We start from the raw sequence: 19,320 nt of genomic DNA on the forward strand, positions 1-19,320 counted from the left end.
ATCCGGCGAGACGGTCAGCTACTGACCGTGATCGCGTCGATGCGGTTCACGCTTCTGCGTTCCGACTGGCTGGGATCCGGAACTCGTCGTCCGACGCCAGGACGAGACGATCATCGTGAGTCGCCGTGATGACCGTGGCCCCGTGGTCGCGAAGATCGCGGAGCAACAGGACCACGAGTTCGGCATTGTCCCGGTCGAGCGCGGCGGTGGGTTCGTCAGCGAGGACGAGTGGCGGTCGGCGGACGAGGAGTTGGGCGAGCGCTACTCGTTGCTTCTCACCACCGCTGAGTCGGTGGACCGGCGTGTCGAACCAGCAGTCGACGCCGAGGACATGACAGGCGTCACGGAGCGGGGCTGGTCGGCCCGACGGCGTCGCTGGCATCGCACGTGCAGCCACCACCAGGTTCTCTCGGACGGTCCGAGCTTCGTCGAGTCCCCCGTCCTGGAAGACGAAACCCACCACGTTGCGGCGGTACCGGCGGCGCTCACGAGGCGACATGCCGCCCACATCCAGACCTCCGACTTCGACCAGCCCGGCCGTCGGCGGTTCGATGCCCCCCAGCACGCGGAGGAGCGTCGACTTGCCTGCCCCACTCGGGCCGGTGACGGCGATCATCTGGGAAGGACCGACGGTGAGGTCGACCGCATGGAGCACCCGACGATCGTCGTAGGTCAGGTCGAGCCCTGTCACGGTGATCATCCCGCTACTGGCCATTTCTGCGCCCGTTCTCGTCGTGCGGCCGGACCGCGATGATGATCGCGAGTACCCCGACGGTGACTGCGACGAGTGCTGCGATCAGCTCCGCCTCCGCCGGATCGGTGATCATGAGTCGGCCGCCCACCCCGGTCAGGCCGATGACAGCGATGACGGCAGCGGCTTCGTGGATGATCAAGGACCGGTGCGCGGACAGGAAGGACTCACCGAGGACCATCGACTGCCGCAGGCGGTCGGCGCTGCGCCAGCGGTAGGCGCAGACCCGGAGTGTCACCGCGGTGATGAGCCCGATCACGGCGAGGAGGCCAGCAGCCACGTTCACGAGCAGCGATGTCACCACGACCACCCTGTTCGACGCGAGGACGTCGACGAGCGGTACGAAGGACCCGACCACCGTAGAGAGTCCGAAGCGCTCGGCCGCCGCGCGCGGATCAGGCGTGTCGATGAGGAGCTGTCCGGAGGACGCGGCCGCTGTGTAGAAGTCACCGCTGAGGAGGCGGGCACGAGCATCGACGACCACGACGACCGGTGCCGCGGCGAACAACGGCGTCGCACTCGTCTCGCCTCCGAGGTCGAAGACCTCCTGTGGTTCGTACGTCCCGACGGTCGGGGCGTCGGCCTCGACGAGGTCCGGGTCGACCTCGCGCTGGAACGCGAACCAGGCCTTCCACTCGTCGACCAGGGGACCGGTCGAAGACGCGGCCCCTTCTGGTACGAAGATCGACCACGCCCCTGGTTGGTCTCGGGTGCCGTCGACGCCGGAAGGCATCCCAGACGAGCCGAATCGCTGGAGGAACGCGGAGTTCACGATGACGGAGTTCCCGGTCTCCGGTGCGGAGCTCGCCGGCACCGGGTCCGACGGATGTCGAGCGAGGAGGATGCCGTCCGCTGCATCGAGTTCGTTCACCATGGCGGTGAAACGCGGCGCTGCAGCATCGATGTCCTCGGGGCGCAGGGTCCCCGAGAGCAACGGGGGGACACACGCGGCACAACGGGCGACGAGCGGCGAACTCCGCGCGTACTCGTCGAGCAGATCGACAGTGGAGACGATCGGGACGGAGGCGAACGCAACACTCGCGATCGCCGCGACCTGCGCCGCCCATCGCACGTGGCCAGCCTTCTGCCACGGACGCCATCCGCTGAAGGCCGCGCGCATCCGGTCGGCCGCGCGCACGGCTGACCCGGTCATGATCCCGGAGGCGAACACCACGGCACAGATGAGGAACAGCGTCTCGCTGATCACGAGGAAGGGCATCACCTGCCCTCCGACCAGGGGCGTCGCGGAGATGGTGGCGACCATCATCCCGACGACGACCGCGACGCCGCCGGCGGTGGCCAGGACGCCGGAGAGGTCCCTGGCGAGTCCACGCCGACCGACGACCTCCCTGAGTGCCACGTGTCGCGCAACCAGGAGCCCCCTGGTCTGACCGAGCAGCAGGAGGGCGAAGAGCGTGGAGACCAAGCCGATCACGACACCCGGACGCGATGCGGTGAAGGCCAGGCTCGTGTCCCAACCGGCGCCGTCGAGGCGGACTTCGACGCCGGCTTCTCGCATGCCCCGCACGAGGTCCTCCGCCTGGACGCGGGACATGGTGCTGAAGTAGAGCCCGCGCTCAGTCGACGACGACCCGACCAGCGTCGATGTCTGACCATCGGCGAACGCTCGATGCCGCCCCTGGCGGAACACCGAGTCGAACGACTCTCGGTTCCCAACCGCCGCTCGGACCAGGTGTCCGCCAGCGGAATCAGGGTCGAGTTGCACCCGGTAGGTGTTCGAGTGCGTCGCCTCGGCCGAGGTCTGCACCATCCGCCACAGGTCGGCGTGTTCCGGGACGTCCAGGACGACGATCGCGCTGCGTGCCGTCGGGAAGGTCTCTCGGTCACGATCGACGCACGCGACGAACGCGACGCTCACGGAGAGCACGGCACTCAGGAGGAGTGTGCTGATGACGAGCAAGCGGGGGAAGTTCTTGTGCATGTCCGTGAGGCAGACACCCGGGGGCCACGGATGACGCGACCCCCGGGTGGACAGCCGTTCCGTCCTACTTCACGCCCCAGTACGCCGTGTTCCCCGTTGCGGTCTTGTCGCGGATGGCACTGGCGTACACGCCTTTGGCCTTCCACCCGGTGTAGGTGCAACGGTTGGCTCCGTCACAGGCGGTGGCCTTGTGGGTCTTCGAGGCGTGGCTGTAGAACGACTGCACGAACCCGTTGGCGATTCCGTACTCCCAGTACCCGCCGCCCACGTGCGCGACGGTCCGAGCCGACGCAGCGCGATCGGCATTCGCCCCTCCACCGCTTTCTGCATGCGCGGCGCTGGGTGTCACCAGCGACAGCAGCAGTGCGGCCCCGACGGTGGTCACGAGCATCTTCTTCATGGGTGTCCCTTCCCCACGGGAGGCACTTCCCCCGGAGTTGGAACATATCAGTATTGGGACATCAGATGCGCGGTCGTCTGATGTCGGCTACAGCCCCGAGCTGCGCAGTCCGGCTCGTTCCGCGATGTCGGCGAGGTGGTCGCGCCAGTCGCGCCACTCGTCGGTCGTCCTGTCCGCCAGGTTGCCGTCGCCGTCCCCGGCCAGGCCGTCGAGCATCTCGCGCACGATGTCGGCATGGCCAGCGTGCCGTGCGGTCTCGTACGCCATGTGCACGAGGATCCGGTGCAGCGTGACCTCGCGGACGTCCTCCGGCCACCAGGGCACGACCCCGCGGGCGTCGAGGTCGAGTGCCGCGATGGTGGCGTCGGCGTGCGCGGCACTGGCGTCGTGGAACGCGACGATGTCGGCCATCGTCTCGTCGAGGCTCGCGTACATGTCGGTGTCGTCCTCGGCCGTGACCCAGGCCGGGGGATCGGGGAAGGGCCGGTCGAACACGGACCCGAAGTAGAGCAGCTGCACCGAGGCCACGTGCTTGACGACCCCGAGCACGTTCGTGCCCGTCGGGGTGACGGGCCACCGGGCCTGCCGCTCCGCGAGCCCGTCGAGCTTGCCGACCAGCGCCGCCCGGTGCTTCTGCAGGTACCGGTGCAGCGTGGCCTTCACCTGGGCCTGGTCCGTGACGGGGACGCGGCCCTCGTCGCTGAGCCGCGACGTGCCGACGGCCGCCGGCGTCGCGGACGCCGGCGCACTCCGGACGGGAGGGACGCCAGAGCGGTCGGCGGCCTGGGTGGTGGCGGGGGAGTCGGTCATGCGGTCGATCGTGCCACCGCTCGTGCCCGGACGCGCTCCGACTCGGCCACGGCGACGCGTTCCGCCGTGAGCAGCAGCGACGCGACGTCGGTGGCACTGCGCGTCGGCTGGTCGTTCCAGCTCGTCAGGTCGCGGACCCGGCCCATCCGGACGTCCGGTGCCGGGCACCAGAGCACCGGGGTGCCCTCGGCGGACGCGAGGGCGTGCCAGACGACGTCGAGCGCGCGCTGCACCGGCTGGGCGTGCACCGCGTGTGGCCCGCCAGCCGCCGACACGACGGCACCGACCAGGCACGCGCCGACGAGCGGCCGGCCGACGACGTCCATGGCCGCCGCACTGGAGGCCGTGCGCGTGCGCCCGGTGGCGTCCACGTACGCGAACCACGCGTGCTGGATCCAGCCGTGCTCGACGACGGCGCGGGCGTCGGAGAGCAGCCGACCGAGGTCCGCGAGTTCGGCGATCTCGGTCGCGTCACGACGGGCCCTGGCGGCGGCCCGGCGGACGGCGATCCGGTCGAGGAGACCGCGCAGCCCGGAGCGGGCGGGCGCGGAGGAGGAGGGAGCGGCGTCGATGTCGACGTCGTGCTGGACGCGGAACTCGAGGGTCATCAGGCCCCTCCGATTCTTCACGTGCACGGATGGTGTGGAGCGACGATAACGCCGTTCTGCTCAGTCGTCGAGGGTCGCGTCGATCCCGCGGCGTCCGACGGTCCGGAACGCGCTGTCGTCGCTGGTCCACAGGGCCGAGGCGATGGACACGGCCCAGCCACGGGCCCTGGTCCAGGTCGCGTCGTCGGCCGCCACCTGTGCGCGGAAGGTGCGCCGGCCCTCCCGGTCGAAGGTCAGCCAGGCGGTGGCCAGGTCGACGGCCGGGTCCCCGGCAGTCACGTCGCCGAAGTCGACGACCGCCGACAGGCGGTCGCCTCCGGGTGCGCGCTCCACGAGCACGTTGAACGGGTGCAGGTCGCCGTGCACCCAGACGGGAGGCCCGGTGTGCGTCGGCAGCGCCGCTGCGGTCCGCCAGAGCGCGGCCAGCTCGCGGGCGCGGGGCACGGCAGCGGTCGCCAGCCGGTCGAGCACCGCGTCGCTCCGCGTGGCGAGCGGGACCGCACGGTACGGGTTCACCGGGGCCTCCGACGGCGCGGGCACGTGGAGCAGGTCGACGAACGCGGCGAGCGCTGCGGCCACACCGGGTCCCGCGGCCCGTTCGCCGACCACCTCGCCGGGGAGCCACCGGACGACGCTCCACGACCACGGGTAGCCGAGCGCCGCGCGGCCCAGGCGGACGGGGGCGGGCACCGGGACGACGGGCGCGACCCGGCGGGCGATCTCCGGCAGCCAGCGCTGCTCGTGCTCGATCAGCCGCGCGGCGGCCGTCCGGCGGGGGAGTCGGACCGCCAGGTCGTCGCCGAGCCGGACGACCACGTTGTCCCAGCCGTTCGCGACCACGCGCAGCGGGCGGCCGGCGAGGTCGGGGTGCTGGTCGGCGAGCAGGGCCCGGACGAGCGGCACGTCGACGGCGACCTCGGCGGCGGGGGTGGGCATCGCGACAGGCTAGCGGGCGCCGTTTCCCCGCGAACGGGGGAGTTCAGCGTGGATCGGACTCTTGGTAGCTTCACAGTGTCGGATGACGTGGGTGCCGCTTGGGGGGACCCACGTACCGCAACGGCCGGTCGTGGTCTCAGGGGGCCACGGTCGGTGCGATGATCCCGACGAGCCGCGGGATCTCCGGGCGGACGCGGTCCGTGACGATCGCCGCGAGCAGCACCGTCCAGAGCTCGCGGAGCCGCTCGAACAGGTCGCTGCGGCCGGCGAGCACGTCGGAGACGGTCTGCACGCCCGTGTACGCGGGGACGACCACGCGCCCGACCAGCTCCGGGTCCCAGGTGTCCTGCACCTGGCCGTCGGCGATGCCCGCGCGCACCAGGTCCGACATCACGGACATCCAGTCCGTGTACGGCGCCGCACGGGCCACGTCGGTGGTGGCGGCCTCGGTCGAGAGCCGGATGCCCGCGCTCACCATGACCTCCGACACCATCTGCGTCGCGAGCCCCTGGGACATCCACATCAGCGTCTCGAGGGGCGACGAGGACTTCGCGAAGGCGGCCTCGCCGTAGCGCCGGGAGATCGCGTGCTGCTCGGCGATCACGGCCCCGGCCAGGTCGGCCTTCGACGTGAAGTGGAAGTACAGGGCACCCTTGGTGACCCCGGCCCGTTCGGCGACGGCGTCCATCGACGTGCCGACGTAGCCGCGCTGGTCGAACTCACGGGCGGCCGCGGCGACGATCGCGGCCCGGGTGTCCCCTGCCCGCTGCTGCCGTGACCGGCCGTCCTGCGCCATGCACCCAGCGTACCGAGGGCCACCGGGACGCCCGTACGGCGACACCTGTCGGGGACGTTCCCGGCAACCGTCAGGACGCGTGCCCTACGGTTCCGGGCATGGACGGATGGCGGAACCCCGCGCGCTGGGCCCGGACGGGGCGGTGGCTGCTCGTGCCGACCGCCGTGCTCGACTGGTTCTCGCTGGTGCCGCAGAGCGTGTTCGTGGTGGCGTTCCTCGTCGCGGTCGCCGGCCTGGTCGGCATCGCTGCGGCGCTCGTCGTGCGCATGCTCCGGGGCAGCCTCGGGGCGATGGCGGCGCTCGGGGTGGTGATGCTCCTCGGCGGGCTCGTCGTGCTGGCGCTCGACCCGTTCCCGGGCACCTTCCCGCTCATCGACTCGTGGTGGCCGGATGCCGTCACACAGCCCCAGCACGTGGGCAGCGCGTACTGGCGGCTCGCCGGACTCGGCGTCGAGCTGTGCGGGTTCGGGCTGCTGGCGACGCTGCTCGTCGTGGCGCTGACCCGTCCCACCCGGTCGTCGTCGCGCTGACGCTCGCCGGGGTCAGCGGCGGGCGAGCACCGCGACGGTGACGTCCCCGCCGGGAGCCGTCGCCAGGAGTGCGCGGACACGGTCGCCGAAGGCCGCTCCGTCCGGCTCGGTCGCCGCCAGGGCCACCACGGCGTCGACGTCCGGGATCCCCCCGAGACCGAGCAGCCCCTCGGAGAACACCACGAGCCGGTCACCCGGGTCGAGCACCAGGGTGCCCGTCGCGCGTCGCTCCGTGGGCGCGTGCAGGCCGAGCGGCAGGTCGAGGGACCGCAGCACGTCGTGACGGCCGTCGGCGTGCAGGTGCACGGCGAGGCCGTGCCCGGCGTCCACGTGCTCGACGTGGCCCGACTCCGGGTCGAGCCGCGCGTGGAAGAGCGAGACGACGGCTCCCGCAGCGTCCAGGTCGGCGGCGACCTGGGCCTCCAGTCCGGGGCCACCGTCCTGGATCGAGCGGTCGGCGCGCGCCACGAGTGCCCCGCGGACGTTGGCGGCCAGCAGGCCGGCGGCACGGCCGGCCGCCGAGACGGACCCGATCGTCAGGTGGAGTGCGCCGTCGTCGGCGACGCGCCAGTCGGCGACGTCGCCGCCGTCCTCGTTGCGCGCGGTGACGACGTCGAGGTCGTACCCGGGCACCGACACGGGCTCGGGGACGAGCCCGTCGAGGGTCCTCCGGACACGGTCGAGGTCGATCGCCTGGCCGAGCTCGCGTTCGGCCCAGCGGGCCAGGTCCTGCAGCAGCGCGAGGTCCTCGGCGGACAGCTCGCGCGGCCGCGGGTCCATGATGCAGAGCGTCCCGACCGGGGTGCCGTCGGGCATGGTCAGCGGGGCTCCCGCGTAGAAGCGGATGCCCGGCTCACCTGTGACCGCGGGCAGAGAGCTGAAGCGCGGGTCGAGGGTCGCGTCGGGGACGACCACCGGCTCGCCCTGCATCACCGTCGTCGAGCAGAAGACCATGCTCGCGGGGACGCTCCCGCCCTGCTCCCAGCCCTGCGTCGACTGCGCCGTCACCAGGTCGTGGTGGACGAGGTTGAGGAAGCTCAACGGCACGCCGAAGGCCTGCTGCGTCATGCGGGTGATGCGGTCGAACCGCTCCTCCGGGCCGCTGCCGAGGACCTCGAGGGCCTCGACGACGGCGTCCCGGTGGTCGGCGCCCTGATCCGTGGTGGTGGTCACCCGTCCTGTCTACCCGCACCCGCGCCGAGGAACCAGTCCCGCGGGTGGGGGTCGGCGGTCAGGTCACGACGCTCCGTGGTGGGCGCCGCCCAGCCCGCCGCGTTCGCCAGGACCCGCTGGATGTCCGGGTGGTGGTACACGGGGTACTCCTGGTCGCCGGGCGAGAAGTAGAAGACCCGTCCGCGGCCGCGACGGTAGGCGACGCCCGAGCGGAACACCTCGCCGCCGGTGAAGGTCGACAGGAAGACCTCCTCGTCGGGGCGGGGGATGTCGAAGTACTCGCCGTACATCTCCTGGCGGTCGATGACGATCGGGTGCGGGACGCCCTCGGCGATCGGGTGCTCGGGAGCGGTCGTCCAGACGAGCTCGCGCTCCCCGTCGTTGCGCCACTTCAGGGAGCAGGTCGTGCCCATCAGCCGGGTGAACGGCTTGGAGTAGTGCCCGGAGTGCAGCACCACGAGCCCCATGCCGGCGTGCACGGCCCGCACCACGCGGTCGACGACCTCGTCCGCGACCTGGTCGTGGGCGACGTGGCCCCACCAGAACAGGACGTCCGTCGACGCCAGGCGCTCCGCGCTCAGGCCGTGCTCGGGCTCCTGGAGCGTGGCCGTCGTGACGTCGGCGTCGGGGTGGTGGGCGCGCAGGGCGTCCGCGACGACGGCGTGGATGCCGTCGGGGTAGTGGCCGAGGACGGTGGTGTCGCCGCGGCTCTCGTGCACGTTCTCGTTCCAGACGACGATGTTCGTCATGCCGGTACCTCCATCTCGTGTCCGGCAGCCGCTGACGCGTAGATCGCGTCGACGACACGGCTCCGGTGCAGTGCGAACTCCCCGTGGTGGCCGTCGTGCAGGCCGCTGCGGATGGTCGCGATGAACTCCTCGATGACCCGCTGGTGGTGCCCGGACGGCACCTGCACGGCGGGGCGGGTGACCGTCGGGACGCCCTGCTCGTCGGAGTACAGCGTCACGGTGCCCTCGGTCGCGTAGTCGCGGACGAACAGCCGCGCACCGCCGGTCGACCCGAGGAGCTCCACCTCGATGTCCTCGGCGTCCTTCGAGTACGACGCCCAGCTCGCCTGCAGCAGCAGACTCGCGCCGGTGTCGAAGCGCAGCAGGGCGCTGGCGAAGTCCTCGACGTCGAAGGGGCGGTCGGTCGTGGCGGACACCGGCGTGTGCTCGCTGCCACCACGACCGGCGCGGCCGAGCTCGTTGTACGTGACCGCGCTCGCCGTCACGACCCGGGGCTCGCCCATCAGGTGCAGTGCGATGTCCAGCACGTGGGAGCCGAGGTCGATGAGCGGACCGCCGCCGGCCGTCTCCTTGTTCGCGAACCAGCTGCGGATCCCGGGGATGCCAGCACGCCGGAGCCAGCTGGCGCGGGCGTGGTAGACGTGGCCGAGCGGGTTCTCGCCGCCACCGTTCTGCAGGTGGGCCGCCAGGAACTGCACGTCCGCGCGGCGACGGTGGTTGTAGGCCACCTCGAGCACGCGGTCGTTCCGCAGCGCGGCGTCGACCATCTCCTGCGCCTGGTCGCCGGTCGTCGCGAGGGGCTTCTCGCAGAAGACGTGCTTGCCGGACTCGAGCGCAGCGACCGCGATCGGGTGGTGCAGGGCGTTCGGGACGCCGATCGACACGATGTCGAGGTCGTCCCGTGCGACGAGGTCCTGCCAGTCCTCGTACGTGTGCGGCACGTGCCGGGTCTCGGCGAGTTCGGCCAGCCGCGCGGTCTCCTGCCCCGCGAGCGCCACCACCTCGACCCCCGGGAGTGCCGTGTAGGCATCGAGGTGCGTGGTCCCGGCGAACCCGAGACCCACCACCCCGACGCGGAGCGTGCGTGCTGCGTCCGTGGTCGTGTTGGTCGTCATCGACATGCCGACGACGCTACCCGAGGCGCGGTCGAATCGTTCCGATCCGCTGGGCGGCGGGTCGTTCCTCTCGCGGTGCTCGCGCTGAGATCGCACTTCGTGTCGCCTCCGGTCTCCGGGAGCCGACACCAAGTGCGATCTCAGCGGTGGTTCCCAAGACCCGTCCGGGACGATGGAGGGCATGACGCCTCGCTCCCTGTTCCGTGTCCTCGCGGTCGCCGAACTCGTGACCTGGACGATGCTCCTCGTCGGCATGGTGCTGAAGTACGGCGCCGGGCTGGGCGACCTGCCGGTGCGCATCGGCGGGAGCGTGCACGGCTTCGTGTTCCTCGCCTACCTCGTCGTGGCCACGGTCGTCGCGGTGAACCAGCGGTGGTCGTTCGGCACGACGCTGCTCGGCTGGGCGAGCGCGATCGTGCCGTACACGACGCTGCCGTTCGAGGTCGGCGTCGCCCGCCGCGGCATGCTCGACGGACCTTGGCGTCGATCCGCGTCTCCGGGTCGGCGCCCCGGCCCCCTCGACCGCCTGCTCTTCCTCGTGGTGGCACACCCGTTCGTCGCCGCGCTGGTCGGGGTGGTCCTGGTGGCGCTCGTCTTCGTGGTGCTGCTGACGGTCGGGCCGCCGGTCCCGTCCCGCTGACCCGCCGGTCCCGCCGCCCGACCCGACCGATTCGTGACCACTCGGCGGGCTCCCCGATGCCGGACGGGTGCGCGGACGGACAGGAGGCCCGGTGCCAGCTGGCACCGGGCCTCCTGTCGGTGGGCCTGGTCGCGCCTAGAGCGCGGCGAGCACCGCGTTCAGCGTCGCCGACGGGCGCATGATCGCGCTCGTCTTGGCGTCGTCCGGGTGGTAGTAGCCGCCGATGTCGGCCGGGGCACCCTGCACCGCGACGAGCTCGTCGACGATGGTCTGCTCCTGGGCGTCGAGCTGCCGGGCGATCTCCGCGAACGCCGCTGCCAGCTCGGTGTCCTCGGTCTGGGCGGCGAGTTCCTCGGCCCAGTACTTCGCGAGGAAGAAGTGGCTGCCGCGGTTGTCGATCGAGCCGAGCTTGCGGCCCGGGGACTTGTCCTGCTCGAGGAAGGTCCCGGTGGCACGGTCGAGGGTCTCGCCGAGGATCTTCGCGCGCTGGTTGCCCGTGACGCCCGCGAGGTGCTCGAGGCTGACAGCGAGCGCCAGGAACTCCCCGAGGCTGTCCCAGCGCAGGTAGTTCTGCTGGACGAGCTGCTGGACGTGCTTCGGGGCGGAGCCACCGGCACCCGTCTCGAACAGTCCGCCACCGCCGAGCAGCGGCACGACCGAGAGCATCTTCGCCGAGGTGCCGAGCTCCATGATCGGGAACAGGTCCGTGAGGTAGTCGCGGAGCACGTTGCCGGTGACGGAGATGGTGTCCTCGCCGCGGCGGATGCGCTCGAGCGAGAAGCGCATGGCGTCGACGGGGGAGAGCACCTGGATGTCGAGGCCGTCGGTGTCGTGCTCGCCGAGGTACCGGTGCACGAGCTCGATGAGGGCGGCGTCGTGCGAGCGGCTGTCGTCGAGCCAGAACACGGCAGGGGTCTCCGAGGCACGGGCCCGCGTGACGGCGAGCTTGACCCAGTCGCGGATGGCGACGTCCTTGGTCTGGCACGCACGCCAGATGTCACCCTGGGCGACCTGGTGCTCGATGACGACGTCACCGGCGGCGTTCGTCACGCGGACGGTGCCGTCACCGGGGACCTCGAAGGTCTTGTCGTGGGAGCCGTACTCCTCGGCCTTCTGCGCCATGAGGCCGACGTTCGGAACCGAGCCCATGGTGGACGGGTCGAAGGCGCCGTTCGCACGGCAGTCCTCGATCACGGCCTGGTAGATGCCGGCGTAGCTGGAGTCCGGGATCACGGCGAGGGTGTCGTGCTCGTCGCCGTCCGGGCCCCACATGTGACCGGAGGTGCGGATCATCGCGGGCATCGAGGCGTCCACGATGACGTCGCTCGGGACGTGCAGGTTCGTGATGCCCTTGTCCGAGTCGACCATCGCGAGCTCGGGGCCGGCGGCGATGCCGTCGGTGAAGGCCTGCTTGATCTCCGCGCCGTTCGGCAGGGCGTCGAGCCCGACGAGGATCGAGTTGAGGCCGTCGTTCGGGGTCAGGCCGGCGGCGGCGAGGTCGGCGCCGTAGCGGTCGAAGACGTCCGGGAAGAAGGCGCGGATGACGTGGCCGAAGATGATCGGGTCCGAGATCTTCATCATCGTGGCCTTGAGGTGGACCGAGAACAGGATGCCCTCGTCCGCGGCGCGCTGGATCTGCGCGCGGAGGAACTGCTCGAGCGGCCCGACGTGCAGGACGGTGCCGTCGATGACCTCGCCGGAGAGCACGGGGATCGACTGCTTGAGGACCTGCTCGGAGCCGTCCGACGCGACGAAAGTGATCGTCAGGGTGTCGTCGGCGGGCGCGACCCACGTCTTCTCGTTGGCGCGGAAGTCGTCGACCCCCATCGTCACGACGTTCGTCTTCGAGTGGGCGTTCCAGGCACCCATGCGGTGCGGGTGCTTGCGGGCGTAGTTCTTGACCGACAGCGGTGCGCGGCGGTCGGAGTTGCCTTCGCGCAGGACCGGGTTGACGGCGCTGCCCTTGACGGTGTCGTACTTGGCTCGGACGTCGCGCTCAGCGTCGGTGCTGGGCTCGTCCGGGTAGTCGGGCAGGTCGTAGCCCTGGGACTGCAGCTCGGTGATCGCGACCTTGAGCTGGGGGATCGAGGCCGAGATGTTCGGCAGCTTGATGATGTTGGCCTCTGGCGTCTTGGCGAGGTCGCCCAGCTCGGCGAGGGCGTCGTCCATCCGCTGCTCAGCACTGAGCCGCTCGGGGAACAGCGCGATGATCCGGCCGGAGAGGGAGATGTCCCGCGTCTCGACGTCCACACCGGCGGTGCCGGCGAACGCCTGGATGACGGGGAGGAAGGAGTGGGTGGCGAGGAACGGCGCCTCGTCCGTGAGGGTGTAGATGATCTTGGCCATGCTGGCGGGTACTCCCTTGTTCGCGCGTCGGTGGCTCCACGCTACTCGCGGTGAGCAGTATCTCGACATCAAGATACATGGGCTGTGGAGGAGGCTCCCGAGACGCCGACCTGTGGAGGCCGATCGATGCCACCCTGGGCACGTGACAGAACTCCTCGTGGTCGGCATCGTCGCCCTGCTCGTGATCGCGGGCGCCGCCGTGCTGGGGCCCCGGATCGGCGTCGCCGCGCCCCTGGTCCTGGTGACCGTCGGCATCGTCGCGAGCCTGGTGCCGTGGATCCCGACCGTCGAGGTCGACCCGGAGTGGATCCTCGCCGGGGTGCTGCCACCGCTGCTGTACTCGTCCGCCGTCTCGATGCCGACGATGAACTTCCGGCGGGAGTTCGGCGCGATCAGCGGTCTGTCGGTCGTGCTCGTCGTCGCGAGCTCCCTGGTGCTCGGGCTGTTCTTCGCCTGGGTGGTGCCGGAGCTCGGCCTGGCGTGGGGCATCGCCCTCGGTGCGATCGTCAGCCCGACCGACGCGGTCGCGACCTCCATCGTGAAGCAGACCTCGGTGTCGCGGCGGGTGGTCGCGATCCTGGACGGCGAATCGCTGCTCAACGACGCCACCGCGCTGGTGCTCCTCCGCACGGCGATCGTCGCCGCGGGCGCGACCTTCTCGTTCTGGGGCGCCGTCGGGGACTTCGCCTTCGCGGTGGCGGTGGCCGTCGCCATCGGCCTGGTCGTCGGGTGGCTGAACCTCGTCGTCCGCGCACGCGTCGCGAACCCCACCGTCAACACGGCACTGTCGTTCGCGGTGCCGTTCGTCGCCTCGATCCCCGCGGAGTCCCTGCACGCCTCCGGCCTCGTCGCCGCCGTCGTCGCCGGACTGGTCACCGGCATCCGGGCGCCGCGCGTGCTGCCGCCGAACCACCGCCTGTCGGACGCGCAGAACTGGGGCACGGTCGAGTTCGTGCTCGAGGGTGCGGTCTTCCTGGTGATGGGGCTCGAGCTCGCGTCGATCATCGGCGACGTGCAGCACGACCACGCCGGCGTCGGGCCGGCGCTCCTCATCGCCCTCGGCGCCCTCGTGCTCACGGTCCTGGTGCGGGCCGCGTACGTCGTCCCGCTGCTCTTCGGCCTGACACGGAGCGCCGAACGCCAGGCTCGGATGCAGGGCCGGCTGCAGGACTACCGGAACGCCGACCACGAGACCGCGAGTGCCGCCCTCCAGGGGCACCGGCTCGGGAACCGCGCGCCCTCCGAACGGGACCTCGAGCGGTTCGGCGGCCGGGTCCGCCAGATGCTCGCGGACATCCAGTACTTCCGGAAGGCCCCGCTCGGCTGGCGTGAGGGCACCACGGTGGTGTGGGCGGGGATGCGCGGCGCAGTGACCGTCGCCGCGGCCCAGACGCTGCCGCAGGACACCCCGGAGCGGTCGCTGCTGGTGTTCGTCGCCTTCGCCGTCGCCGGGTTCTCCCTGCTGCTCCAGGGCGGCACGATCGGTCCGCTGCTGCGACGGATCAGCCCTCCGGCCGCCGACCGCGCCGAGGCCGACGCCGAGGAGCGCCGTCGGCTCCTCGTGGTGATGCGCGCGGCCGCTGAGGCCACCCAGGCGGACGCGCCCACCCAGGCGGACGCGCCCACCCAGGCGGACGCCCCCACCCCGTCGACACCGCGGACCCGGGAGGAGCTCGAAGCCGCCGACCCCGCCGAACTCCGCGCGTGGTTCGGCCAGGAGAAGGTCCGGCGGCTGCGGGTCCTCGACGCCCAGCGTGCGGCACTGCTCGACGCCCGGGACGACGGCACGTTCGACGCCGAGGTGCTGGAGTCGGTGCTCAAGAACGTCGACGCCGAGCAGATCGCGCTCGAACTCCGCGGCGGGCCGACCGTCTGACGGGAGGCACCCAGCCCGGCGCGCGCGACCCGGAGACCGGCGTCTCAGTGCCCGATCGTGATCCGGAAGACCCGGACGCCGGCGGTCTGCAGCGCCGCCAGCCCGAGGCGCTTCCGCAGGTTCCGGAAGGGGCGCCGGAACCCGAACGGTGCAGCTGCCGCCCCCATCTGGTGCAGCACCTCGGTGGTGAGCGTCCGCTCGAGCTTCGGCGCCAGCCGCGTCGCACCGGACACCGTCACCACGATGCGGACAGCGTTCGGCGCCATCAGCGGCTCGATCCTCTCGGCAGCGTCCTGTGCGCGGTGGAAGGCGGGGTCGTCGCCGGGTCGGCGGATGGCGATGACCGCGAGCTCGGCCTCCGCGTGGTCCGTCGGGTCGGGCAGGTCGTCGACGCCCACCACCCGCATGCGCGTGGCGTCGACGCCGGCGCGGACCGCTGCGGCGCGGAGCACGGGCAGGAGCTCCTGCGTGCCGGCGAGGACGACCTCGGCGTGCTGCAGGTCCACGGGGTCGTGGCGTTCCCGGGGCGTTCGGGCCATCAGGGGTCCTTCCGCTTGAGTGCCCTGGACAGTACTGATGTCCGGTGCAGAGCGCCCGCGTGCCGCTAGGTTGACGCCATGACGCCGACGCTCCGGACCGACCGAGGGCTCGACCGCCTCGTCAACTTCTCGGACGCCACCGTCGCGATCGCGATCACGCTGCTGCTCCTGCCGCTCGTCGACATCGCGGACGAGATCCAGCACGAGTCCCTCGGCGACCTGCTGGCGGACCACGTCGGCACGGTCATCGCGTTCTTCGTGAGCTTCATCGTGATCTCGCGCCTGTGGTTCTCGCACCACCGCCTGTTCGAGGCCACGCGCTCGTACTCGCCCCTGGTGCTGCGCGTGAACTTCGTCTGGCTCGCGAGCATCGCGTTCCTGCCGTTCGCGTCGAACCTCATCGCGCAGACGACCCACGACGCCGGCGTCAACGCGCTGTACATCGGCACGATCGCCGCGACCAGCCTGAGCATGACCGTGATGCAGTGGGCGGTCTGGCGCGACCCGGAGCTCCTCCGCGAGGACGGCCGCGCCCTGCTCCACCCGATCGACGGCGCCGTGACCTTCATCTCGCTCGTGGTCGCACTGATCGGAGCCGTCATCGTGCCCGCCGGTGGGCCGTACTGGCTCTTCCTGCTGGTCCCGGCCAGCTGGGTCTCGGGGCGGCTGGAACGGCGTCACCACGCCGGAGACCCGCGACGGCACCGCACTCCCGACGCCTCCTGACGCCGATTGGGGGCTGTACAACCGGACAGCTTCGTGCAGAATGGTCGACGGCCATGACGACTCCACGCGACGCAGACCAGCACCCGGACACCCCGGTGGTGCACCTGACCCGTCGAGCGGCCCTGCAGGCCGAGCGCGCAGCCGCCACCGCGCCGGTCGTGCCGGAGCAGCCGCAGGCGGCCCCCGCGCCGGCGAAGGCCCCGCGAGCAGCCGCGCCGGCGAAGGCCCTGAAGCCCGTGAAGGCCGCCAGGGCCACGAAAGCCCCGAAGGCAGCCAGGGCGCCGAAGGCCGTCACGCCGACGACACCCGCAGCACGCACCCGCAGCACCGAGGCAGCCAGCATCCCCGCCGCCACCCGCACCCGGCGCACCAGCCGCCTCACCGTCGTGAGCGCCGTCGCCGCCGTCGTGCTCTTCGCCTCCGCCGCGATGCCCGCGCACGCCAGCGCCAACACCTCCATGGCGACGTCGACCATCGCGCCGACGGTCCGCACGCAGGACTACGCCGTGACCCAGGCAGTCGCCAGTGCCTCGACCTCCCGTGACGGCTTCACGGTGAACGAGGCCAAGCAGGTCGTCGTCGCGGCACCGAGCGGCACGGGCGCGGTCACCGCCGGCGCGGTCAACAGCGGCGCCGAGGTCACCGACGGCGGCGCGGTCCGCTCGCCGTTCCCCGGCCCGGTCCGGATGAGCTCCGGCTTCGGCTGGCGCTCGGCCCCGTGCGGCGCGTGCTCGTCCCTGCACCAGGGCCTCGACTTCAACCCCGGCATGGGCGCCCCGATCGGCTCGGTCGCCGCCGGCACCGTGCGGGTGTCCGGCATCTACTTCTCCTACGGCCAGACCGTGATCGTCGACCACGTGGTCGACGGCCGCAAGGTCTCCACGCTCTACGGGCACATGATCCCGGGCTCCTCCCCGGTGCGCGTCGGCGACCGGGTCGACGCCGGCCAGTTCCTCGGCAGCGTCGGGTCCTCGGGCGTCTCCACTGGTGCGCACCTGCACCTCGAGGTCCTGATGGACGGCACCCTGCCGGTCGACCCGCGCGCGTGGATCGAGTCGCACACGGGTCGCGCGCTCTAGGCCGTTCCACAGCACCACCGCGGCGGTCGTCCAGATGACCTGTGCAGGCTCTCAGGCATGAATGACCCCCGAAGTCCGAGCCCGCACCTCGACGCAGACCCGCACCGCTGATGGGCGCCGACACCTGGATCGCCTTCGCGCTCGTCGTCGTCTTCGTCCTGGTCGGCGGGGTGTTCGCCGCCGCCGAGATCGCCCTCGTCTCCCTCCGCGAGTCCCAGCTCCAGCAGCTCGAGCACCGCGGCACCCGGGGCGCCCGTGTCGCCGCACTCGGTCGTGACCCGAACCGCTTCCTGTCCGCCGTGCAGATCGGCGTGACGGTCGCCGGCTTCTTCTCCGCCGCGTACGGTGCGTCCTCGATCGCCCCCGACGTCGCCCCGGTGTTCCAGGGCCTCGGGCTGTCCCAGACCACGGCCGAGACGGTCGCCCTGGTGGCGATGACGCTCGTCATCGCCTACCTGTCGCTCGTCCTCGGCGAACTGGTGCCGAAGCGCCTGGCCCTGCAGCGCGCCGAGGGGTTCTCGATGGCCGTCGTCCCGACCCTCGAGCGCTTCGCGGTCCTGATGCGCCCGGTGATCTGGCTGCTGTCCGCCAGCACGAACGCGGTGGTCCGGCTGCTCGGCGGCGACCCGAACGCGCGCAGCGAGTCGATGAGCACCGAGGAGCTCCGCGGCCTGGTGTCCGACCACAGCGCCATCGACGAACAGGGTCGACGCATCGCGCGCAGTGCCCTCGACGCGCAAGGCCGGATCCTCCGCGAGTCCATGCGGCCGTGGTTCGACGTCGCCACGCTCGAGGACGACCTGACGATCGCCGAGGCCACCGACCGCGCGCTCGACCTCGGTCACACCCGCTACGTCGTCACGGGCGGCTCCCGGGACGAGGTCACGGGCTTCGTGCACCTCCGCGACCTCCTCCGACCGGAGGACCCTGCCGCATCCGTCGCCACGATCACCCGACCGGTCCCCGCGTTCCCGGAGACGAAGTCGCTCTCGAGCACGATCACCGAGATGCGGACCGCCGGGCAGCAGATCGCCCTGGTCGTCGACGAGTACGGCGGCAGCGCCGGGATGGTCACGCTCGAGGCCCTGCTCGAGGACCTCGTCGGCCGCATCCGCGACGAGTACGACGCCCCGGTGTCCGAGGGCGACGACGTGGACGGCGCGACCGTCCTCGAGGACCTGCACGCCGACGGCGGACCGGCCCTGCCCGACGGTGACTACGAGACGGTCGGCGGTCTGGTGCAGGTGCACCTGGACCGCGTCCCGGCCGTCGGTGACGTCGTCGAGGTCGGCGACCACCGCCTCGAGGTGACCGCCATGGACGGTCACCGCGTCGCCAGCGTCACGATCGCGGCCAGATGACGGACGGGAGGCTCACGACGACGCCGCCACGAGCCTCCCGTCCGGCAGATGCGGACCTGAGAAGCCGGACCCCTAGAAGTCGGTGCTCCGGCTGACCGACTCCCACGCGTCGACCTCGGCGCGCAGCGCGTCCAGCGCGGCGCGGAAGCCGTCCGACGCGTCGTTGCCGAGGAGCAGCATGAACGGCGTCTGGTCGGCCTCGACCGCGGTGATGAGCGCCTGCGCGGCCTTCGCCGGGTCGCCGGCCTGCGTGCCGTGCGCGGTGTCGTGCTCGATCCGGCGCTTGCCGGCGGTGTCGGCGTAGGCCTCGATCGGGGTGGCGGACTGCGTCAGCGACCGGCCCGCGAAGTCCGTGCGGAAGCCGCCGGGCTCGACGACCATGACGTCGATGCCGAGCGGGGCGAGCTCCTTGCGGAGCGAGAGCGACAGGGCCTCGAGCGCGGCCTTGACCGCCGAGTAGTAGCCGGAGCCCTCGGGGGAGATGCGGGCGCCGATCGAGGAGATGTTCACGATCGTGCCGGTCCCGCGGGCGCGCATCCCGGGCAGCACGGCGCGGATCAGGGCCGTCGGGCCGTGGACGTGGGTGGCGAAGAGGGTCTGGACGGCCTCGGGCTCGCCCTCCTCGACGGCGGCGCGGTACCCGTAGCCGGCGTTGTTCACGAGCACGTCGATGCGGCCGAAGCGCTCCTCGGCGGCGGCGACCGCGGCCGTGACGGCAGCGGGGTCGGTGACGTCGAGCGCCAGGGCGAGAGCGCGGTCGGGGGCGGTGTCGGCGATGTCCTGCACGCGGGAGGCGTCGCGCGCGGTGACGACGACGGAGCCGCCCGCAGCGAGGACGGCCTCGGCGAACGCGCGTCCGAGTCCGGTGGAGCAGCCGGTGATGAACCAGGTGGTGTCGGTCATGGCTCCATGCAACGCCCCTCGTCCGGTGTGTGCCAGGGGC

The 19,320-nt window shown here is 71.8% G+C and carries 18 protein-coding genes and 1 pseudogene; 6 read left to right on the forward strand and 13 right to left on the reverse strand.

Annotation, left to right across the window (positions count from 1 at the left end):
• Nucleotides 1-46 precede the first annotated feature (46 nt).
• From OXR63_RS03910 to OXR63_RS03940, 7 genes and pseudogenes are all read right to left on the reverse strand, one after another.
• Nucleotides 47-646, reverse strand: a pseudogene (locus tag OXR63_RS03910) (ABC transporter ATP-binding protein); the annotation flags it as partial.
• A gap of 58 nt (nt 647-704) precedes the next feature.
• On the reverse strand, nt 705-2,693 hold the full coding sequence (locus OXR63_RS03915) for a hypothetical protein (RefSeq protein ID WP_267420214.1): 1,989 nt from the start codon (nt 2,691-2,693) through the stop codon (nt 705-707).
• A 64-nt stretch (nt 2,694-2,757) separates the two neighbouring features.
• Complete coding sequence (locus OXR63_RS03920; protein WP_267420215.1) at nt 2,758-3,093, reverse strand: lactococcin 972 family bacteriocin; 336 nt, start codon at nt 3,091-3,093, stop codon at nt 2,758-2,760.
• 87 nt (nt 3,094-3,180) lie between these two features.
• Nucleotides 3,181-3,903 (reverse strand): DinB family protein, encoded by a 723-nt coding sequence (locus tag OXR63_RS03925; RefSeq protein WP_267420216.1) that lies wholly within the window; start codon nt 3,901-3,903, stop codon nt 3,181-3,183.
• Complete coding sequence (locus OXR63_RS03930; protein ID WP_267420217.1) at nt 3,900-4,511, reverse strand: DUF6197 family protein; 612 nt, start codon at nt 4,509-4,511, stop codon at nt 3,900-3,902. The genes OXR63_RS03925 and OXR63_RS03930 overlap by 4 nt, the downstream gene beginning before the upstream one ends.
• Before the next feature lie 60 nt (nt 4,512-4,571).
• Nucleotides 4,572-5,447 (reverse strand): aminoglycoside phosphotransferase family protein, encoded by an 876-nt coding sequence (locus OXR63_RS03935; RefSeq protein ID WP_267420218.1) that lies wholly within the window; start codon nt 5,445-5,447, stop codon nt 4,572-4,574.
• A gap of 136 nt (nt 5,448-5,583) precedes the next feature.
• Nucleotides 5,584-6,243, reverse strand: a complete 660-nt coding sequence (locus OXR63_RS03940; protein ID WP_267420219.1) for a ScbR family autoregulator-binding transcription factor — start codon at nt 6,241-6,243, stop codon at nt 5,584-5,586.
• A 98-nt stretch (nt 6,244-6,341) separates the two neighbouring features.
• Between OXR63_RS03940 and OXR63_RS03945 the strand changes: the two genes are divergently transcribed.
• Complete coding sequence (locus OXR63_RS03945; protein ID WP_267420221.1) at nt 6,342-6,773, forward strand: hypothetical protein; 432 nt, start codon at nt 6,342-6,344, stop codon at nt 6,771-6,773.
• A gap of 12 nt (nt 6,774-6,785) precedes the next feature.
• Here OXR63_RS03945 and OXR63_RS18320 read toward each other — a convergent pair whose 3' ends face one another.
• Genes OXR63_RS18320 through OXR63_RS03960 form a run of 3 tightly spaced genes read right to left on the reverse strand, consistent with a single transcriptional unit; the run spans nt 6,786 to nt 9,816 of the window.
• Nucleotides 6,786-7,946 carry a GAF domain-containing protein gene (locus tag OXR63_RS18320; protein WP_267420223.1) on the reverse strand — a complete coding sequence of 387 codons (1,161 nt, stop codon included), beginning with the start codon at nt 7,944-7,946 and terminating at the stop codon, nt 6,786-6,788.
• Nucleotides 7,943-8,695 (reverse strand): ThuA domain-containing protein, encoded by a 753-nt coding sequence (locus tag OXR63_RS03955; RefSeq protein WP_267420224.1) that lies wholly within the window; start codon nt 8,693-8,695, stop codon nt 7,943-7,945. Before OXR63_RS03955 ends, OXR63_RS18320 begins: the two co-directional genes overlap by 4 nt.
• Entirely contained in the window at nt 8,692-9,816 is a 1,125-nt protein-coding gene (locus OXR63_RS03960; protein WP_267420225.1) for a Gfo/Idh/MocA family protein, read from the reverse strand. Before OXR63_RS03960 ends, OXR63_RS03955 begins: the two co-directional genes overlap by 4 nt.
• Before the next feature lie 175 nt (nt 9,817-9,991).
• Between OXR63_RS03960 and OXR63_RS03965 the strand changes: the two genes are divergently transcribed.
• Nucleotides 9,992-10,450 (forward strand): DUF3817 domain-containing protein, encoded by a 459-nt coding sequence (locus OXR63_RS03965; protein WP_267420227.1) that lies wholly within the window; start codon nt 9,992-9,994, stop codon nt 10,448-10,450.
• 135 nt (nt 10,451-10,585) lie between these two features.
• On the opposite strand, the gene OXR63_RS03970 is transcribed toward OXR63_RS03965, so the two are convergent.
• On the reverse strand, nt 10,586-12,796 hold the full coding sequence (locus OXR63_RS03970; RefSeq protein ID WP_267420228.1) for an NADP-dependent isocitrate dehydrogenase: 2,211 nt from the start codon (nt 12,794-12,796) through the stop codon (nt 10,586-10,588).
• Between the two features lie 142 nt (nt 12,797-12,938).
• Between OXR63_RS03970 and OXR63_RS03975 the strand changes: the two genes are divergently transcribed.
• Entirely contained in the window at nt 12,939-14,672 is a 1,734-nt protein-coding gene (locus tag OXR63_RS03975) for a cation:proton antiporter (protein ID WP_267420229.1), read from the forward strand.
• 44 nt (nt 14,673-14,716) lie between these two features.
• Here OXR63_RS03975 and OXR63_RS03980 read toward each other — a convergent pair whose 3' ends face one another.
• Entirely contained in the window at nt 14,717-15,211 is a 495-nt protein-coding gene (locus tag OXR63_RS03980; RefSeq protein ID WP_267420230.1) for a hypothetical protein, read from the reverse strand.
• A gap of 78 nt (nt 15,212-15,289) precedes the next feature.
• Here OXR63_RS03980 and OXR63_RS03985 point away from each other — a divergent pair, with 78 nt between their 5' ends.
• From OXR63_RS03985 to OXR63_RS03995, 3 genes are all read left to right on the forward strand, one after another.
• Nucleotides 15,290-15,937, forward strand: a complete 648-nt coding sequence (locus OXR63_RS03985) for a TMEM175 family protein (RefSeq protein ID WP_267420231.1) — start codon at nt 15,290-15,292, stop codon at nt 15,935-15,937.
• A gap of 53 nt (nt 15,938-15,990) precedes the next feature.
• Nucleotides 15,991-17,016 (forward strand): M23 family metallopeptidase, encoded by a 1,026-nt coding sequence (locus OXR63_RS03990; protein WP_267420234.1) that lies wholly within the window; start codon nt 15,991-15,993, stop codon nt 17,014-17,016.
• 110 nt (nt 17,017-17,126) lie between these two features.
• Nucleotides 17,127-18,377 (forward strand): hemolysin family protein, encoded by a 1,251-nt coding sequence (locus OXR63_RS03995; RefSeq protein ID WP_267420236.1) that lies wholly within the window; start codon nt 17,127-17,129, stop codon nt 18,375-18,377.
• Nucleotides 18,378-18,449: 72 nt separating this feature from the next.
• On the opposite strand, the gene OXR63_RS04000 is transcribed toward OXR63_RS03995, so the two are convergent.
• Entirely contained in the window at nt 18,450-19,280 is an 831-nt protein-coding gene (locus OXR63_RS04000) for an oxidoreductase (RefSeq protein WP_267420238.1), read from the reverse strand.
• Nucleotides 19,281-19,320 lie beyond the last annotated feature (40 nt).

The organism is Curtobacterium sp. GC_Cur_3, assembly GCF_026544205.1.
GTDB lineage: Bacteria > Actinomycetota > Actinomycetes > Actinomycetales > Microbacteriaceae > Curtobacterium.

Excerpts from the sequence above, each read along its gene's own strand:
- OXR63_RS03980 (WP_267420230.1), bottom strand. The coding sequence starts at position 15,211 with ATGGCCCGAACGCCCCGGGAACGCCACGACCCCGTGGACCTGCAGCAC.
- OXR63_RS04000 (WP_267420238.1), bottom strand. The coding sequence starts at position 19,280 with ATGACCGACACCACCTGGTTCATCACCGGCTGCTCCACCGGACTCGGA.
- OXR63_RS03930 (WP_267420217.1), bottom strand. The coding sequence starts at position 4,511 with ATGACCCTCGAGTTCCGCGTCCAGCACGACGTCGACATCGACGCCGCT.
- OXR63_RS03915 (WP_267420214.1), bottom strand. The coding sequence starts at position 2,693 with ATGCACAAGAACTTCCCCCGCTTGCTCGTCATCAGCACACTCCTCCTG.
- OXR63_RS03920 (WP_267420215.1), bottom strand. The coding sequence starts at position 3,093 with ATGAAGAAGATGCTCGTGACCACCGTCGGGGCCGCACTGCTGCTGTCG.
- OXR63_RS03990 (WP_267420234.1), top strand. The coding sequence starts at position 15,991 with ATGACGACTCCACGCGACGCAGACCAGCACCCGGACACCCCGGTGGTG.
- OXR63_RS03985 (WP_267420231.1), top strand. The coding sequence starts at position 15,290 with ATGACGCCGACGCTCCGGACCGACCGAGGGCTCGACCGCCTCGTCAAC.
- OXR63_RS03995 (WP_267420236.1), top strand. The coding sequence starts at position 17,127 with ATGGGCGCCGACACCTGGATCGCCTTCGCGCTCGTCGTCGTCTTCGTC.
- OXR63_RS03970 (WP_267420228.1), bottom strand. The coding sequence starts at position 12,796 with ATGGCCAAGATCATCTACACCCTCACGGACGAGGCGCCGTTCCTCGCC.
- OXR63_RS03960 (WP_267420225.1), bottom strand. The coding sequence starts at position 9,816 with ATGTCGATGACGACCAACACGACCACGGACGCAGCACGCACGCTCCGC.
- OXR63_RS03965 (WP_267420227.1), top strand. The coding sequence starts at position 9,992 with ATGACGCCTCGCTCCCTGTTCCGTGTCCTCGCGGTCGCCGAACTCGTG.
- OXR63_RS03955 (WP_267420224.1), bottom strand. The coding sequence starts at position 8,695 with ATGACGAACATCGTCGTCTGGAACGAGAACGTGCACGAGAGCCGCGGC.
- OXR63_RS03940 (WP_267420219.1), bottom strand. The coding sequence starts at position 6,243 with ATGGCGCAGGACGGCCGGTCACGGCAGCAGCGGGCAGGGGACACCCGG.
- OXR63_RS03945 (WP_267420221.1), top strand. The coding sequence starts at position 6,342 with ATGGACGGATGGCGGAACCCCGCGCGCTGGGCCCGGACGGGGCGGTGG.
- OXR63_RS03925 (WP_267420216.1), bottom strand. The coding sequence starts at position 3,903 with ATGACCGACTCCCCCGCCACCACCCAGGCCGCCGACCGCTCTGGCGTC.
- OXR63_RS03935 (WP_267420218.1), bottom strand. The coding sequence starts at position 5,447 with ATGCCCACCCCCGCCGCCGAGGTCGCCGTCGACGTGCCGCTCGTCCGG.